A 15083-nucleotide genomic window follows, 5' to 3' on the forward strand; every position below is an offset into this window, starting at 1 on the left:
GCGTTTCCCTCTAGATTCTAGAAAATCCGCTGCGCTTTGCCACGCGCCTCGCGCGCGGGCGAAGCCTACCGCTCCGCGTTCATGCGCTGATAGGCATCGAGCAGCGACGTCTTGTACACCACGCCCGCGAGCGTCGGCTCGCGCGTGCTTTCGACTACGGGCAGACGCTCGCCCTGAAACGACATGAAGTGCTGCAGGCCGACGGCGAGCGGCATGTCGGGCGTGAGCACGTCGAACGTCGGCTTCAGGTAGTCGCGGGCGTGCTTGTGCGCGGTATCGCGCTTTTGCAGCAGGTCCGAGGTGATGTCGGCGAGCGCAACCGCGCCGAGAAAGCGCCCCGTCTCGTCGGTCACGTAGAGGTACTTGACCGGATATTCGAGGAACACGCGCGTCATCTCCTGCACCGTGGCGCTCTCCAGCACGACAGTCTGCGCGGGGCGCACCAGCTCGCGCATCTGCGTCATGCGCAGGCGCATGCGTTCGGCTTCCTCGCGGTTGCGATGCAGCGTGATTTCGTACATCGACGCCTTGCCGATCGCGCGCGCGACGAAATACGCAACGACGCACGAGAGCATCAGCGGCAGCACCACCTGATAGCTCAGCGTCATCTCGAAGATCATCAGAATCGCCATGAGCGGCGCCTGGGTCGCGCCCGCGAGGAACGCGCCCATGCCCACCATCGCGTAGGCGTACGACGCCGAGGTGCCGTCGGGCCAGAGCGTGTGCATGCCCTGGCCGAACAGGCAGCCGAGCACGGCGCCCATGAAGAGCGTCGGCGTGAACACACCGCCCACGGCGCCCGAGCCGACCGTCGCGGCCGTCGCGATGAGCTTGAAAACGAGCACCGTGGCGAGCGCCGTCCAGGTCCACGGCGAATGGAGGATGGAGTTCACGACGCTATAGCCGTTGCCCCACACCTCGGGCGTCCACACCGAAAGAATGCCGACCACCAGACCGCCGAGCGCGAGCCGCACGGGCAGCGGCGCGTTGATGCGCCCAAAGCCCTTTTTCGCGGTGGCCATCATCATGAGGAACTGCGGGGCGAGCGCGCCGCAAAGGAGGCCGAGCGCCACGAAGAGCAGCACCTCGACGCCCGTCACCGGCGGGAACACGGGCATCTCGTACGGCGGCTTGTAGCCCGCGAACTCGCGCATCGTGATGTTGGCGACCACGGAGGAAACGACGATCGGCCCGAAGCTTTCCATGACAATGGAGCCGAGCACGATTTCGGTCACGAAGAAGGCGCCGGCGATGGGCGCGTTGTACGCCGAGGTGATACCGGCCGCCGCGCCGCACGCGACGAGCAGGCGCAGCCGCGGCGGATCGAAGTGGACCCAGCGGCCGATCAGCGAGGCGGCGAGGGCGGCGAGCTGCACCATCGGGCCTTCACGGCCGATCGAGCCGCCGCTCGCGATCGTGAAGAGCGAGGAGAGGCTGCGCCAGATGCTCGTGCCCACGGGCATGACGCCGTCGCCGATCGCCACCGCCTCGATGTAGTCGGCGTGCATCGCCTTGCCGCTGCTGCCGGGCGCCTTGCGCCGCGCGAGCAGCAGCAGGCATCCCGCGATGAAGCCGCCTGCCGCCGGCATCCAGATGCGCCGGTGCCACGGCAGGTGACGCGCCATCTCGACGAGGCTGCCTTCGCTGCCCGCGAAGAGCATCTGCACATACGCGATGCCCTCGCGAAAGATCACGGTCGCAAACGCGCCCGCCACGCCGACGATGACCGACCAGATCAGCATCGTATGGGCGTCGGACAAGCGAAAGAGATCGCGGGCGCGGGTGCGCAGTTTCAGCAGGAATGACAGCACGGCGGGCGGGTCAGGTTACGGGTGAAAGAGAGCCGCGCGTGCGCAGGGCGCGACGTGCGGCGGGAAGCATAACGGGTCAATGCAGCAACTGCACGGCAATTGCGCGCCGCGTGCACGAAACCAGGCGGTGGCGGACGCCTTCCTCGGCCCGCGCGCATTCAGCGCACGGCCCGGTCGAGTTCGGGGTAGTGCCGGAAGATGCCCGTTTCGTTGAACGGCAGCCGCCGCTCCGAGTCGAGATAGGCGGCGATATTCGGGCGCTTGGCCACGGCGTCGCGCAGCGCGACGACATGCGGATAGTGATCCGCGAAATGCTTCGTCGCTTTTGGAAAGGCGTAGCGCAGGCCCTCGACGATCTGAAACATCGACAGATCGACATAGCTGAGCGCGTTGCCCACCATGTGGCGCGGGCCTTCCGGATTCTGCGCGAGCACGCGCTCGAAATAGCTCATGAATTTCGGAATGCGATGCGCGATGAAATCCGCCGAGCGCGCCTTCGCTGCGTCCTTCTGGTCCTCGTAGTAGAGCCCGCTCGCGATCGGATGATGGGTGTCGTGCGCTTCGGTCACGAGGTCCGCGATCGTCAGTTGCAGGCCGTTCGCGACGATGCGCAAGCTCTCGTCGCGCGGCGCGAGCTTGAGCTTCGGGCCGAGATAGAAAAGGATATTGGCGGTTTGCGGCACGATCAGGTCGCCGTCCTTGAGGAAGGGCGGGGCGTAGGGCGGATACGGTTCGTCGCTCTCCAGTTCGCCCATCATCGCGCCGATGCCGAGGCCGTCCTTCTTCTCGCCGCGCGCCACGTCCACGTAGGGCGCCTGCGCCTCTTCCAGCGCGAGCCGCACGAATTCGCCCCGGCCCTGCAGACCGTCCCAGTAATAGAGTTCGTATGCCATCGGTCGTCCCCTTGCGTTCATGGCCGTGCTCGCCACGGCCCGCGCGGCCGCTGCCCACGCAACGGGCAGCAACGCACAGTATCGCTCGCAACGCTCGCGCCTGGTTCGCGTGTGGCGTGCGCACGCGAGATGGCGTAAGGGGGCCGCGCGCAGAAACGCAAACAGCCCCGCCGCAGGCGGGGCCGGTGGCCGGGAGCGCCGGCGCACAAGGGATCGGGTCGGGGCGCGCGGCCCTCGGGCGCCGGGTCATCCGAACAGGCGCTGCACGCCCCAGGTGATCGCGAGACCGCCGCCGACCAGCCAGAGGTAGATGATGAAACCGGCGGTCAGCGCCCGCGGGCCGGCCTGGCGAATCTGCGAGACGCGCGTCTCGATGCCGAGGGCCGTCATCGCCATGGTCAGCGCGAAGGTGTCGAGCGTGTTGACCGCGTGGGTGGCCGTCTCGGGCAGCACGTGGAGCGAATTGACGATCACGAGCGCGAGGAAACCGAGCGCGAACCAGGGCACCGCGAGCTTGCGCGCGCCGCCTTGGCTGGCGTGGCCGTCGGCCGTTGCCTTGCTGCGCGCCGAACGATTGAGCCACACGCCGAGCACGAGCAGCACAGGCACGAGCAGCATCACGCGCGTCATCTTGACGATGGTGGCGATGTGCGTGGCCTCCGGGCTCACGTTGCTCGCGGCGCCCACCACCTGCGCGACCTCGTGAATCGTGCCGCCGAAGAAGAGCCCGGCGCCGAGCGTGTCGAGATGCAGCCAGCCCGCGTGGAACAGCACCGGGTACAGAAACATCGAAAGCGTGCCGAACAGCACGACGCTGCCGACAGCCATGGCGCTCTTGTGCGGCTTCGATTGCAATGTGGATTCGAAGGCGAGCACGGCCGCTGCGCCGCAGATCGCGCTGCCGGCCGCCGTGAGAATGGCGGTGTCGCGGTCGAGCTTGAGCAGTTTCATGCCGACCCAGGTGCCGATCACGAGTGTGCTCACGACGATCACGACCGACTCGACGAGCCCCGGCACGCCGACCTGGGCGATTTCCTGCAGGCTCACGCGCAGTCCGAAGAACGCCACGGCGATGCGCAGCAGCTTGCGCGCGGAGAAGTTCACGCCGGCGGCCCAGCTTTCGGGCATGCCGTCGCGAAGCGCATTGCCGTAAATCGCGCCCGCGACGATGCCGACGATCAGCGGGCTCATGCCGAGCCCGGCGATCGCGGGCAGCGACGCGACACTGGTGACGGCGGCCGCGAACAGCGCGACGAACAGGACGCCGTTGAGCTGCCCGCGGGTGGACGGCGATGATGCGTGCGCAAGACTGGGTGTGGACATGACGGCCTCTCTACCGGGCGATGCGGCGGAAAAATGGGGTAGCGAACAGGTCGCTATCGAATGGCCTAATCCTAATTTAGATATATCGATATGAAAAATCGTGATTTGTGACGTAATATATAGGACAACACGATGGTTTTCCACGATGACCCCGGAACAACTGATAACTTTCGCTGCTGTCGCCGAGCATCTCAATATCAGTCGAGCTGCACTCGCACTGCATTTGTCGCAGCCGGCCGTTTCGGGCCAGTTGCGGCTGCTGCAGGAGGAGATCGGTGAGCCGCTGTATCAGCGCGACGGCCGGGGGGTGCGCCTCACGCCCACGGGCGAACAGCTCGCGGGCTACGCAGCGCGCCTGCGCGACACCTGGCGCGACGCGCTCACCTACCGCGACGCGTTGCGCGGCCTCGAGCGCGGCACGCTGCGCATCGGCGCGACCACCACGCCCGCGAGCTACCGGCTGCCGTATCTGGTGGCGCAGTTCCACGGCCGCTATCCGCAGGTCAAGCTCGAAACGTCGAGCGGAAATTCGACGGACGTCGTGGGCATGCTCGGCGCGGTCGATATCGCGCTAATCGAGGGCCCGGTGGGCGAGCAGCTGCCGCCGGATACCGCCGTGCATGCGTGGCACGAGGACGAAATCGTCGCGATCGTGCCGCGCTCTCACGCACTGGCGTCGCAGCTCGACGCGCAGGGGGAGACGGCCGCCGCGATGCCGGCCATCACGGTGGGAGCGCTCGCGCAGTGGCCGCTGGTCCTGCGCGAGGATGGCTCGGGCGTGCGCCAGGTGGTCGAGCGGGCGTTCGCTCGCGCCGGCGTGCCCATGCGCGTTGCGCTGGAGATCGCGGGCGTGGAGGGCGTGAAGGAGGCGGTGCGAGCAGGTATGGGCATCGGCTTCGTATCGGCCATGTCGATGCGTCACGAGAACGGCGCCTTGCGGCAGATCCGCCTTGGGCCCGAGCCGCTTGCGCGGCGCTTTTCCATCCTGGTGCCGCACGCGGGCGCGGCTTCGCGCGTTGCGCAGCGCTTCCTGGAACTGTGTCTCGCCGATGTTCCTGGCGCCTGATCCACCAGACCCAGGGCAATCCAGAATGGCGGCCCAAGCGGCTAACGCGCACTATCCGCTCTAATTAACCGGCGCGCAGGCGCTTTTTTTCGGGCTGGATTTGGAACCGGTTCCAAAAAACGAAGTGCGCGACGGCAGGCAACGGGATGACGGCAATGGCGGAAGTAGCAATCGTGGCGAGCGCGTTCGGGGCGCAGGCAATCTGGCGTGACGGTCACGCGGCGTGGAGCCGGCTCGCGCGGCGCGCGGGCGCGCACGCGTTCGAGGTGCGGCGCGAGCTGATGCACGATGCCGACGCGCAGCCCGAAGCGCTGCGCGCGCTCGGAAAGGCGCTTGCGGACGAAGGGTTGTGGCGCGTCTGGTCCACACCGGACGCGCTCTATGGCGACGATGGCGCGCTAAACGAGGCGGCGCTTGGCGCCGCGGTCGCCGCGGGACGGGCGCTCGGTGCGCGTTTCGTGAAGCTGCAACTGGGCGGTTTCTCCGGCGACGCCAGCGCGGCGCGCCTCGCGAGCCTGCTCGAAGCACTGGGCGCACGCACGGGCGACACCGTTGACGCGCGCAACGGCCCGCGCGTCGTCGTCGAGAACGGCCAGCTCGAGCAGGGTGGCAAGCTCGACCAGTTCATCGGCCTCTTCAACGCGCTGCGCGACGGCGGCGCGCCGGGTGTGATCGGGATGACATTCGACATCGGCAACTGGCAATGGCCGGGCGAGCCGCCGCTGCTCGCCGCCGCCGCGCTCGCGCCGCACGTCGAATACATCCATTGCAAGGCCGTGGTGGGCGAGGGCGCGCGCCGCTTCGCTGCCGCGCCGGGCGACGACGACGCGCTGTGCCGCGCCGCACTCGCGCTGCTGCCGACACACGTGCCGCGCGGCATCGAGTTTCCGTTCGATCCGGCGCGCGTACACGCAGACGCCGCGCATTACGTCGAATGGCTCGCGGCCGCTTGAGCGCCGCGCGAAGCCTCGAAACCGCGCACCAGACTCCATACGATTCATCAGGAACGCATCTCATGACCGAAGCACTCGATGTCATCACCTACGGCGAAGCGATGGCGATGTTCGTCGCCACGGAGCCGGGTCCGCTCGCCCAGGTCGCCCATTACACGAAGCGCGCGGCGGGTGCGGAGCTCAATGTCGCGACCGGCCTCGCGCGCCTCGGTTTCAAGGTGGGCTGGATGAGCCGCGTGGGGGCCGACTCGTTCGGCCAGTTCGTGCGCGACGTGCTCGCGCACGAAGGCATCGACGCGCGTTGCGTGAGCACCGACACGCGCTTTCCGACCGGCTTCCAGCTCAAGTCGAGGAACGACGACGGCAGCGATCCCGCTGTCGAGTATTTCCGTCGCGGCTCGGCGGCGAGCAAGCTCTCGGCTCGCGACTATCAGGCCGACTATGTGCTCGGCGCGCGCCATCTGCACCTGAGCGGCGTGGCGCCCGCCATCTCTTCCTCTTCACGCGAACTGGCGTTCAAGCTTGCACATGAGATGCGCGCCGCGGGGCGCACGATCTCGTTCGACCCGAATCTGCGCCCGACGCTGTGGGGCTCGCAAGCCGAAATGGTTGGCACGCTCAACGAACTCGCGAGCTTCGCCGACTGGGTACTGCCCGGCGTCGGTGAAGGCCTTGTGCTGACGGGTTCGGACGACCCGGAAGCCATCGCGCAGTTCTATCTTGCGCGCGGCGCACGCGGCGTGATCGTGAAGCTCGGCGCAGAGGGCGCGTACTACGCCACGGCCGAAGGCGAGCAGGGCCGCGCCGCGGCGCAGCGCGTGGAGCGCGTGGTCGATACCGTGGGCGCCGGCGACGGCTTTGCCGTGGGCGTGGTGAGCGCGCTGCTCGAGGGCCGGTCGCTTGCCGCGGCCGTGGCTCGCGGCAACCGCATCGGCGCGCTGGCCGTTCAGGTGATCGGCGACTCGGAAGGCTTGCCGACGCGCGCGCAGCTCGATGCGCTCGAAGCCGCGCAAACGCAGGCAGCCGCATAGCGGAACAGGCGGCGCAACGCAAAGTGCGGCGCGCCAGACAACATGAGACCAGAGGGCGGCACTGTCAGGTACCGAGCCCCATTCAACTGGAGACACCGATGACCTCAACCTCGCTCGCACCGCGCCGCTGGTGGGCAATCATGCCGATCGTGTTCATCACGTACAGCCTCGCCTATCTCGACCGCGCCAACTACGGCTTCGCCTCGGCGGCCGGCATCAATCGCGATCTCGGCATCAGCCCGGGGCTCTCGTCGCTGATCGGCGCGCTGTTCTTCCTCGGCTACTTCTTCTTCCAGCTGCCGGGCGCCGTGTATGCGGAGCGCCGCAGCGTGCGCACGCTTGTGTTCGTGAGCCTCGTGCTGTGGGGCGGCTGCGCCGCGCTCACGGGCGTCGTCACGAACATTCCGTCGCTCATGGCGATCCGTTTCGTGCTCGGCGTGGTCGAGGCGGCCGTGATGCCCGCCATGCTCATCTTCATCAGCAACTGGTTCACGAAGAAGGAGCGCTCGCGCGCCAACACGTTCCTGATCCTCGGCAATCCGGTCACGGTGCTGTGGATGTCGGTGGTCTCGGGCTATCTCGTGCATGCCTTCGGCTGGCGTCACATGTTCATCGCCGAAGGCGTGCCGGCTGTGCTGTGGGCCGTGTGCTGGTGGTTGCTCGTGCGCGACAAGCCCGCACAAGTCAACTGGCTCTCCGACGATGAAAAGCGCGCACTCGACGCCGCGATGCGCGCCGAGCAGGCCGCCATCAAGCCGGTGCGCAACTATGCCGAGGCGTTCCGCACGCCTGCCGTGATGCTGCTCTCGGCGCAGTACTTCTGCTGGAGCATCGGCGTGTACGGCTTCGTGCTGTGGCTGCCCTCTATCGTGAAGAACGGCTCGGCGCTCGGCATGGTCGAAACGGGCTGGCTCTCCGCCGTGCCGTATCTCGCGGCGACCATTGCGATGCTGGCCGCCTCGTGGGCGTCGGACAAGCTCGACAATCGCCGCGCCTTCGTGTGGCCGTTCCTGCTGGTCGGCGCGCTCGCCTTCGCGCTCTCCTACGCACTCGGCTCGACGCACTTCTGGATCTCGTACGCGCTGCTCGTGGTGGCGGGTGCGGCGATGTACGCGCCGTATGGCCCGTTCTTCGCGATCGTGCCGGAGCTGCTGCCGAAGAACGTGGCCGGCGGTGCGATGGCGCTCATCAACAGCATGGGCGCGCTCGGCTCGTTCGTCGGCTCCTATGTGGTCGGGTATCTGAATGGCGCGACGGGCTCGCCTGCGGCATCCTATGCGTTCATGAGCGCGGCGCTGCTCGTTTCGGTGGGCCTCACGCTCGCCGTCAAGCCGCAGCGCGCCGCCACCCGTGGTTATGCATCCCCGGCTCACGGAAAATAACCTCTCTTTTCTAGCGCACTTATGAAGCCGAAAATCGTTGTCTACAAAGCCTTGCCCGCCGATGTCGCCGACTATCTGCGCGAGCATGCCGAACTGATCGACGTCGATGCCGACCAGCCCGGCGCACTCGCCGCCGCGCTAAAAGACGCCGACGGCGCGATCGGCGCGAGCGTGAAGATCGCACCGGCGATGCTGGACGGTTCGCGCGTGAAGGCGCTCTCGACGATCTCCGTGGGCTACGACCAGTTCGACGTGCCCGATCTCACCAAGCGCGGCATCGTGCTCGCCCACACGCCCGACGTGCTGACGGAATCGACGGCCGACACCGTCTTCTCGTTGATCCTCGCGAGCGCTCGCCGCGTGGTCGAACTGGCCGACTGGGTCAAGGCGGGCCAGTGGAAGGGCAGCATCGGCCCGGCGCAATTCGGCGTGGACGTGCAGGGCAAAACGCTCGGCATCGTGGGGCTCGGGCGCATCGGCGGCGCCGTGGCGCGCCGTGCCGCGCTCGGCTTCAACATGAAGGTGCTCTACACGAACCGCAGTCCGAACGAAGCGGCCGAGCGCAACTATGGCGCGCGCCGTGTCGAACTCGACGAACTGCTCGCAAGCGCGGACTTCGTGTGCCTCCAGGTGCCGCTCACTGACGCCACGCGCCATCTGATCGGCGCGGAACAGTTGAAGAAGATGAAGAAGAGCGCGATTCTCATCAACGCCTCGCGCGGCGCGACCGTCGACGAAAAAGCGCTGATCGCCGCGCTCGAAGCTCGCACGATCCACGGCGCGGGCCTCGATGTGTTCGAGCGCGAGCCGATCGATCCCGCGTCGCCGCTGCTGCGCATGCCTAACGTGGTGGCGCTGCCGCACATCGGCTCGGCCACGCACGAAACGCGTCACGCGATGGCGCGCTGCGCAGCGGAGAACCTCGTCGCGGCGCTCGCTGGCACGCTCGATGTGAACGTCGTCAACCGCGAGGTGCTCGCGCGATGAGCATGGCTGCGGGCGGCGCGGATCGCGAGCGTGACGTCGATACGGCGGAAAAGGGCGCTGCGGCCACGGCGCCGCGCCGCGCGACCATCAGCGACGTGGCGCGCGAAGCCGGCACCGGCAAGACCAGCATCTCGCGCTATCTGAACGGTGAGCTGGGTGTGCTTTCGCCCGACCTGCGCGCGCGCATCGAGGCGGCGATCGAGCGGCTCGACTATCGCCCCAACCAGATGGCGCGCGGGCTCAAGCGCGGCCGCAACCGTCTGCTCGGCCTGCTGATCGCCGATCTCGCCAATCCCTATTCGGTGGAGATTCTGCAGGGCGTGGAAGAGGCGTGTCACGCGCTCGGCTACATGCCGCTCATCTGCCACGCGGCGAACGAGATCGACATGGAGCGGCGCTATCTCCAGCTGCTCACCACGTATCGCGTGGAAGGCGTGATCGTCAACGCACTCGGCGTGCGCGAATCGATGTTGAAACCCGTGGGCAGCGGCGGCATTCCGGCCGTGCTGATCGACCGGACCGTCGACGGCCTCGATGCGGACATGGTCGGCCTCGACAACGCGGCGGCCGTGCGCCTCGGCGCGGAGCATCTGCTTGCGCGCGGCTACGACGACATCGTGTTCGTCGTGCAGCCGTTCGAACAGGTGAGTTCGCGGCGCGAGCGCGAAGCGGCGTTTCGCGAGTCGATGCAGGCGACGAAGGGCGCGGCCCGCGGCCTCACGCACGTGCTCGATCTCCACGACGAAGCCGCCGTGCAAACCGCGCTCGCGGCGCTCGACACCCACGTGGCCCAGGCGCTGGCACGCGGTGCGCGGTGCGCGTTGTTCGCGGCCAATGCGCCGGTGGCGCTGCGCCTCGCCTTGCATCTGAAAGCGGCCCTCGGCGCGCAGTGGCAGCAGCGCGTGGCGCTCGTCGCCATCGACGATCCGGAGTGGGCCGAGCTTGCCGGCATCACGACGATCCGCCAGCCGACGCGCGAGATCGGCTATCGCGCGGTGGAGTTTCTGCACGAGCGCATCGAGGGCGCGGCGCCCAAGGCACGCGCGGCGGCCTTCGAGGGCGAACTGGTGGTGAGGGCTTCGACGCTGGGGTGAGGACGGCGCGATATCGGCGCTTGCGCGCAGCCGGGGCTGCGCGCAAGCGCCGATATCTGCGATCATTCGGGCTGCGGCGCGCGTGCGTGCGTGCCGAACGTCATAAGGAAGCCCATGTCCGTAGCTCCGATCACGCTCGTCTGCCTATCGCTCGCGACGCTGTTTGTCGCCGCCTTGCCCGTATCGCTGTATCGCCGGCTGCGTGTGCCGTTCGCGCTCGACTGGCGCGATACGGTCACGGGCGTCGCCATCTTCGCGTTGTTCGTGGCTGTGATCGAGCGCGCCATCAACGACTACATGCTGCACGGCAACGCCGCCGTCGCGCAGGTCCTTTCGAACCCCGTTTTCTTCGTGCTGTACGGTGCGCTCGCGGCGGGCGTGTGCGAGGAGGTCGGGCGTTATATCGCCATGCGGCTCATCGCGCGCCGCGGCGCAGGCAAGTCCAACGCGCCCGCAGACAGCTCGGCCTTCGGCTACGGCATCGGCCATGCGGGTGCGGAGGCGTGGTTCGTCGGCGTGCTCGTGCAGTTGCAATGGATCGTGTTCGCGGTGCTCGCGAATCGCGGCGATCTCGACGAGCATCTCTCCAATCTCACGATGGACTCGGTCTTGCGCGTGCATCTGATTCTCGCTAGCCTTTCGCCGCTGTTCGCGGGCGTCTTTGCGCTCGAGCGCACGACCGCGTTCGTGTTCCAGATTGCCTTGTCGGTGCTGATGTGGCGCGGTGTGCGCGCGGGATGGAAGGGGATTTTGCCGCTCGCGATCCTCGTGCACGCGCTCATCGACGTGCCTGCCGCGATGTATCAGGCGCGTCTCGTGCCGCTCGTGGCCGTGGACGGTTTGTATGTGGTGGCGGCCGTGGTGGTCGCCGTCGTGCTTTTCAGGACGTGCCGCCCGCAGCGGCGCGTCGCACGCGCGGCGTAAGTGCGCGCGTCTTACTTCTTTTTTCTGGCGTCAATGGAAGCCTATCTGTTTGAATGCGCGAGCCCCGAATTCGACGAGCTCGCCCGCGTGATCGCCGACATCTTTCCCGAGCAGACGCGCTTTGCCGAAGAGCCGAATGAAAACGGCGTGCCGCAACTGGTCGTGCACTGGGTGGCGATGCGCTTCGGCTCGAAGGCGCGCCGCATGGCGCTCACGGTGGCAATCGCGCCCGCCGCGCTCGCACGCTATCGCGCATTGCCGCCGCGGCTGCGCGGGCGCAGCTTCGCGGTGTTGCGAGCCTACGTGGAGGCGACGATCGAATCGCTCGAGGAACAGCACGCGAAGGGCGAAGACGTGCCGCGCGAGGTGACGATCGCGCTGGACGAAGAATTTGCGTAAAGCGCTTGCTCGAAGCGCATTGGCTTGAAGCGATGGGCGCAGTGCGCCCAGTTTGCGTTGCGCTGAGATTCAGTCGGCGAGCTTGTAGACCTTGGCGAAACGTGCGGCCTGCACGACGCCATAGTCGCCGGGTGCGTATTGCATGACCCAGTCGCCGGCCACGCCGGCAAGCCGGTCGCCGCCGGCAGAACGCACGAGCGTGAACGGCTCGTCCATGCGCCTTGCGAGCACCACGACCTGCTCGTTGCGATACGCGCCTGCCTCGCCGTGCGCGAGGGTGTCGCTCGCCGGCAGGTACTTCGCATCGAATCGATCGCGCGAGACGACCCAGCGATCGCCGGTCGAACCGGTGATGATCGCGTCGCCGGGCGCATAGCGGTTCGGGCCTTCGAGGCTCATCAGCTCGCCGGCAACGGCCGCGAACTCGACGCTCACGGTCTCGTCCTTGACGACGCGCAGTGCGGCGGGGTCGACACGCAGGTCGAGTTGGGTCAGTTCAATCATGGCGGCAGCAGCGGACGGGCTTCACAAAAAGCGGCTTTCAAAGAAGCGACGGCCGGGCAGTTTCGCCCGGCCGTCGCGCGGTCCGCAAGGGTACCCTGGATCGGGCCGTCGCGCACGCATGGGCGCGCAGCCCGATTCGCGGGTGCCTTACTCCGTCTTACTGCGCGGCCGGCGTGCTGGCCGCTTCGGTGTCGCTGGCTGCTGCGTCGTCTGCCGACGGCTTGGCCTTGCCCTTGTGCTTCGGATGGCCCGGCTTGCCCGACGGGCCGTGCTCATTGCCGTGGCGGAAGGACTGATCGGCGAGCTTCTTCTGTTCCGGCGAGAGGCTCGTGTAGAGCGGCTCGAACGCCGAGACGAGCTTCTGCATGTCGTCCGCGTGTGCCTGGGCGATCTGCGCGTACTGCTTCATGTCGTCGAGCGCGTTGCGCGAGCTTTCGCTCTCCGCGCGCTGCTTGAAGAGATTCGCCATGGTCTCGCCGTTGCTGCGCATGGTGTCGGCGAACGTCTTCCATTGCGGTTCTTGCTCGGGCGTGATCTTGAGCTGCGTGTGCAGCCACGTGATGCGCTCCTCGACACGCTGCTGATGCTGCGCGGCGCGCACATCGGCGCTCGACGCGGCTGCGGCGGTTGCCGAAGCGGCCGGCGCAGCGCTTTGCGCGAACGCGCCGCTCATCGAGAGCGAGACGGCAAGGATGACGAAAGCTTTCTTCATTGTGACTCCTTGAATCATTTCGTAGCGGGTAGCATGGCCAGAATGGCTGCAGGCGCTATTAGTACCACGTTCTCGCTTCGCGACGCCCCGGCTGCGACACTTGCTTACAAACGAAACGCGTGGAAATACCCGTCGCGCAGGACTTGCGCGCCGCGAGCGCCGCCGGCGTGCTCACCCGCGCGCGATAATGACGCCGTTCAGACTTCCCATACAGACGCCGCCCGATGAGACCTCCGCGCCTCGATCAACTCGACGACCTCGACCGCAGCCTCGTCGCGCTGCTGCAGGAAAATGCGCGCGAAAGCGTCGCGAATCTCGCACGGCGCCTGGGCGTCGCGCGCACCACGGTGCTTGCGCGCATCGAGCGGCTCGAACGCACTCAGGTGATCGCCGGTTACGGCGTGCGCCTCGGCCAGGATGTGCTCGACGCGAGCCTGCAGGCGTGGGTCGGACTCATCATCGCGCCGCGCCATGGGCCCGATGTGCAAAAGCGCCTCGGCAAGATGCCCGAAGTGCAGTTGCTGTGCGCGGTAAGCGGCGAGTACGACTACGTGGCGTGGCTGCGCGCCGATTCGCCCGACCGCCTCAACGATCTGCTCGACCAGATTGGCGGCATACCCGGCGTGGAACGCACGACCACATCGATCGTGCTTGCGCGCAAGGTCGATCGCGGCTCGGTGACGGGCTGAATCGAGGGCTGAGCCGCGGCCCGAACGGCGAGGTTTCGCCATCGAAAATGAATGGTTTCGTCATTTCGACGAGAAGGGTCGTCAGAATGACGAAAATGGCGGTCGAAACGCATCGTTTTGCGTCTATGAACCGTATTTGTCTCTCCCTAGACTGTGTTTGAGCGGGCGCTGCCCATCCCCAAGCATAGAAAACCAAAGGAGATGACACATGAAAGTTGCGATTGCAGGCGCCGGCCTGATCGGCCACACCATTGCCCACATGCTGCGTGAGAGCGGCGACTACGAAGTCGCGGCGTTCGACCGCGATGCGAAATCGCTCGAGCCGCTTGCGGCGCAGGGCATTCCCACCGCGCGTGTCGATTCCGGCGACGCCGCCGCGCTGCGCGGCGCGCTGGAAGGTTATGACGTGCTGATCAACGCGCTGCCGTATTACCTTGCCGTGAACGTCGCCTCGGCGGCGAAGGGCGCAGGCGTCCATTACTTCGATCTGACCGAAGACGTGCGTGCGACCCACGCGATTCGCGCGCTGGCCGACGACGCCGATCATGTCTTCATGCCGCAATGTGGTCTCGCGCCCGGCTTCATCGGCATAGCGGCGCATGCGCTCGCGAGCCGCTTCACCGAGATCCGCGACGTCAAGATGCGCGTAGGCGCGCTGCCGCAGTTTCCCACCAACGCGCTCAAGTACAACCTCACATGGAGCGTCGACGGTCTCATCAACGAGTATTGCCAGCCGTGCGAAGCGATTCGCGAAAGTCGCACGCAGTGGGTGCAGCCGCTCGAAGGTCTCGAGCATTTCTCGCTCGACGGCGTCGAGTACGAGGCCTTCAATACGTCGGGCGGCCTGGGTACGCTCTGCGAAACGCTTTCGGGCAAGGTCGAATCGCTCGACTACAAGTCGGTGCGTTATCCGGGTCATCGCGCGCTCATGCAGTTCCTGCTCGAAGACCTGCGCCTTTCCAGCGACCGCGACACGCTCAAGTCCATCCTGCGCCGCTCGGTGCCCGCAACCGAGCAGGACGTCGTGCTCATCTTCATGACGGTGACCGGCATGCGCGACGGCAAGCTCGTGCAGGAAGTGTTCACGCGCAAGATCTTCGCGAAGACGGTGTGCGGCGTGCCCATGAGCGCGATCCAGATCACCACCGCCGGCGCCATGTGCGCGGTGCTCGATCTGTTCCGCGAAAAGCGTCTGCCGCAAGCCGGGTTCGTGCGCCAGGAGCAGGTGTCGCTCCAGCAGTTCCTCGCGAACCGCTTCGGCCAGGTGTACGAAGGCGCGACGCTCGACAGCCGCGCGAAGGTGGCGGCCTGACGT

At 67.0% G+C, this 15083-nt stretch carries 15 protein-coding genes; 10 read left to right on the forward strand and 5 right to left on the reverse strand.

Annotated features, from left to right (window positions below):
* Window positions 1-65: 65 nt before the first annotated feature.
* From BFD71_RS18170 to BFD71_RS18180, 3 genes are all read right to left on the reverse strand, one after another.
* Window positions 66-1811, reverse strand: coding sequence for a ClcB-like voltage-gated chloride channel protein (locus tag BFD71_RS18170; protein WP_069265680.1), 1746 nt, complete (start codon window positions 1809-1811; stop codon window positions 66-68).
* 158 nt (window positions 1812-1969) lie between these two features.
* Window positions 1970-2704: a glutathione S-transferase gene (locus BFD71_RS18175; RefSeq protein ID WP_069265681.1), complete on the reverse strand. Its 735-nt coding sequence runs from the start codon at window positions 2702-2704 to the stop codon at window positions 1970-1972.
* A gap of 246 nt (window positions 2705-2950) precedes the next feature.
* Complete coding sequence (locus BFD71_RS18180; RefSeq protein WP_069265682.1) at window positions 2951-4027, reverse strand: YeiH family protein; 1077 nt, start codon at window positions 4025-4027, stop codon at window positions 2951-2953.
* Between the two features lie 145 nt (window positions 4028-4172).
* Here BFD71_RS18180 and BFD71_RS18185 point away from each other — a divergent pair, with 145 nt between their 5' ends.
* The 8 genes from BFD71_RS18185 to BFD71_RS18220 all read left to right on the forward strand — a co-directional run bounded on the left by BFD71_RS18185 (window position 4173) and on the right by BFD71_RS18220 (window position 11863).
* Window positions 4173-5093 carry a LysR family transcriptional regulator gene (locus tag BFD71_RS18185; protein WP_069265683.1) on the forward strand — a complete coding sequence of 307 codons (921 nt, stop codon included), beginning with the start codon at window positions 4173-4175 and terminating at the stop codon, window positions 5091-5093.
* Window positions 5094-5248: 155 nt separating this feature from the next.
* On the forward strand, window positions 5249-6046 hold the full coding sequence (locus BFD71_RS18190; protein WP_069265684.1) for a TIM barrel protein: 798 nt from the start codon (window positions 5249-5251) through the stop codon (window positions 6044-6046).
* 62 nt (window positions 6047-6108) lie between these two features.
* Window positions 6109-7077 carry a sugar kinase gene (locus tag BFD71_RS18195; protein WP_069265685.1) on the forward strand — a complete coding sequence of 323 codons (969 nt, stop codon included), beginning with the start codon at window positions 6109-6111 and terminating at the stop codon, window positions 7075-7077.
* Window positions 7078-7175: 98 nt separating this feature from the next.
* Window positions 7176-8459 carry an MFS transporter gene (locus BFD71_RS18200; protein ID WP_069265686.1) on the forward strand — a complete coding sequence of 428 codons (1284 nt, stop codon included), beginning with the start codon at window positions 7176-7178 and terminating at the stop codon, window positions 8457-8459.
* Between the two features lie 21 nt (window positions 8460-8480).
* On the forward strand, window positions 8481-9446 hold the full coding sequence (locus tag BFD71_RS18205; RefSeq protein WP_069265687.1) for a 2-hydroxyacid dehydrogenase: 966 nt from the start codon (window positions 8481-8483) through the stop codon (window positions 9444-9446).
* Window positions 9443-10540, forward strand: a complete 1098-nt coding sequence (locus BFD71_RS18210; protein ID WP_256094779.1) for a LacI family DNA-binding transcriptional regulator — start codon at window positions 9443-9445, stop codon at window positions 10538-10540. The genes BFD71_RS18205 and BFD71_RS18210 overlap by 4 nt, the downstream gene beginning before the upstream one ends.
* 114 nt (window positions 10541-10654) lie before the next feature.
* A complete protein-coding gene (locus BFD71_RS18215; RefSeq protein WP_069265688.1) occupies window positions 10655-11464 on the forward strand; it encodes a YhfC family intramembrane metalloprotease in 810 nt (269 codons plus the stop codon).
* A gap of 33 nt (window positions 11465-11497) precedes the next feature.
* The gene (locus tag BFD71_RS18220) at window positions 11498-11863 is read left to right on the forward strand and encodes a DUF3022 domain-containing protein (RefSeq protein ID WP_069265748.1); all 366 of its coding nucleotides are present in this window, start codon (window positions 11498-11500) and stop codon (window positions 11861-11863) included.
* A gap of 69 nt (window positions 11864-11932) precedes the next feature.
* Here the strand turns inward: BFD71_RS18220 and BFD71_RS18225 are convergent, their stop codons facing one another.
* Both BFD71_RS18225 and BFD71_RS18230 read right to left on the reverse strand, forming a co-directional pair.
* Window positions 11933-12367: a PGDYG domain-containing protein gene (locus tag BFD71_RS18225; RefSeq protein WP_069265689.1), complete on the reverse strand. Its 435-nt coding sequence runs from the start codon at window positions 12365-12367 to the stop codon at window positions 11933-11935.
* 157 nt (window positions 12368-12524) lie between these two features.
* Complete coding sequence (locus BFD71_RS18230) at window positions 12525-13079, reverse strand: Spy/CpxP family protein refolding chaperone (protein ID WP_069265690.1); 555 nt, start codon at window positions 13077-13079, stop codon at window positions 12525-12527.
* A gap of 224 nt (window positions 13080-13303) precedes the next feature.
* On the opposite strand from BFD71_RS18230, the gene BFD71_RS18235 reads away from it, so the two are divergent.
* Window positions 13304-13768, forward strand: a complete 465-nt coding sequence (locus BFD71_RS18235; protein ID WP_042265707.1) for an Lrp/AsnC family transcriptional regulator — start codon at window positions 13304-13306, stop codon at window positions 13766-13768.
* Window positions 13769-13976: 208 nt separating this feature from the next.
* On the forward strand, window positions 13977-15080 hold the full coding sequence (locus BFD71_RS18240) for a saccharopine dehydrogenase family protein (protein WP_069265691.1): 1104 nt from the start codon (window positions 13977-13979) through the stop codon (window positions 15078-15080).
* Window positions 15081-15083: the final 3 nt, after the last annotated feature.

This window comes from Paraburkholderia nodosa (assembly GCF_001718195.1).
Taxonomy (GTDB): domain Bacteria; phylum Pseudomonadota; class Gammaproteobacteria; order Burkholderiales; family Burkholderiaceae; genus Paraburkholderia; species Paraburkholderia nodosa_A.

Coding starts and splice junctions, on each gene's coding strand:
- BFD71_RS18205 (WP_069265687.1), top strand. CDS start 8,481: ATGAAGCCGAAAATCGTTGTCTACAAAGCCTTGCCCGCCGATGTCGCC.
- BFD71_RS18240 (WP_069265691.1), top strand. CDS start 13,977: ATGAAAGTTGCGATTGCAGGCGCCGGCCTGATCGGCCACACCATTGCC.
- BFD71_RS18230 (WP_069265690.1), bottom strand. CDS start 13,079: ATGAAGAAAGCTTTCGTCATCCTTGCCGTCTCGCTCTCGATGAGCGGC.
- BFD71_RS18195 (WP_069265685.1), top strand. CDS start 6,109: ATGACCGAAGCACTCGATGTCATCACCTACGGCGAAGCGATGGCGATG.
- BFD71_RS18180 (WP_069265682.1), bottom strand. CDS start 4,027: ATGTCCACACCCAGTCTTGCGCACGCATCATCGCCGTCCACCCGCGGG.
- BFD71_RS18200 (WP_069265686.1), top strand. CDS start 7,176: ATGACCTCAACCTCGCTCGCACCGCGCCGCTGGTGGGCAATCATGCCG.
- BFD71_RS18190 (WP_069265684.1), top strand. CDS start 5,249: ATGGCGGAAGTAGCAATCGTGGCGAGCGCGTTCGGGGCGCAGGCAATC.
- BFD71_RS18210 (WP_256094779.1), top strand. CDS start 9,443: ATGAGCATGGCTGCGGGCGGCGCGGATCGCGAGCGTGACGTCGATACG.
- BFD71_RS18220 (WP_069265748.1), top strand. CDS start 11,498: ATGGAAGCCTATCTGTTTGAATGCGCGAGCCCCGAATTCGACGAGCTC.
- BFD71_RS18215 (WP_069265688.1), top strand. CDS start 10,655: ATGTCCGTAGCTCCGATCACGCTCGTCTGCCTATCGCTCGCGACGCTG.
- BFD71_RS18235 (WP_042265707.1), top strand. CDS start 13,304: ATGAGACCTCCGCGCCTCGATCAACTCGACGACCTCGACCGCAGCCTC.
- BFD71_RS18185 (WP_069265683.1), top strand. CDS start 4,173: ATGACCCCGGAACAACTGATAACTTTCGCTGCTGTCGCCGAGCATCTC.
- BFD71_RS18225 (WP_069265689.1), bottom strand. CDS start 12,367: ATGATTGAACTGACCCAACTCGACCTGCGTGTCGACCCCGCCGCACTG.
- BFD71_RS18175 (WP_069265681.1), bottom strand. CDS start 2,704: ATGGCATACGAACTCTATTACTGGGACGGTCTGCAGGGCCGGGGCGAA.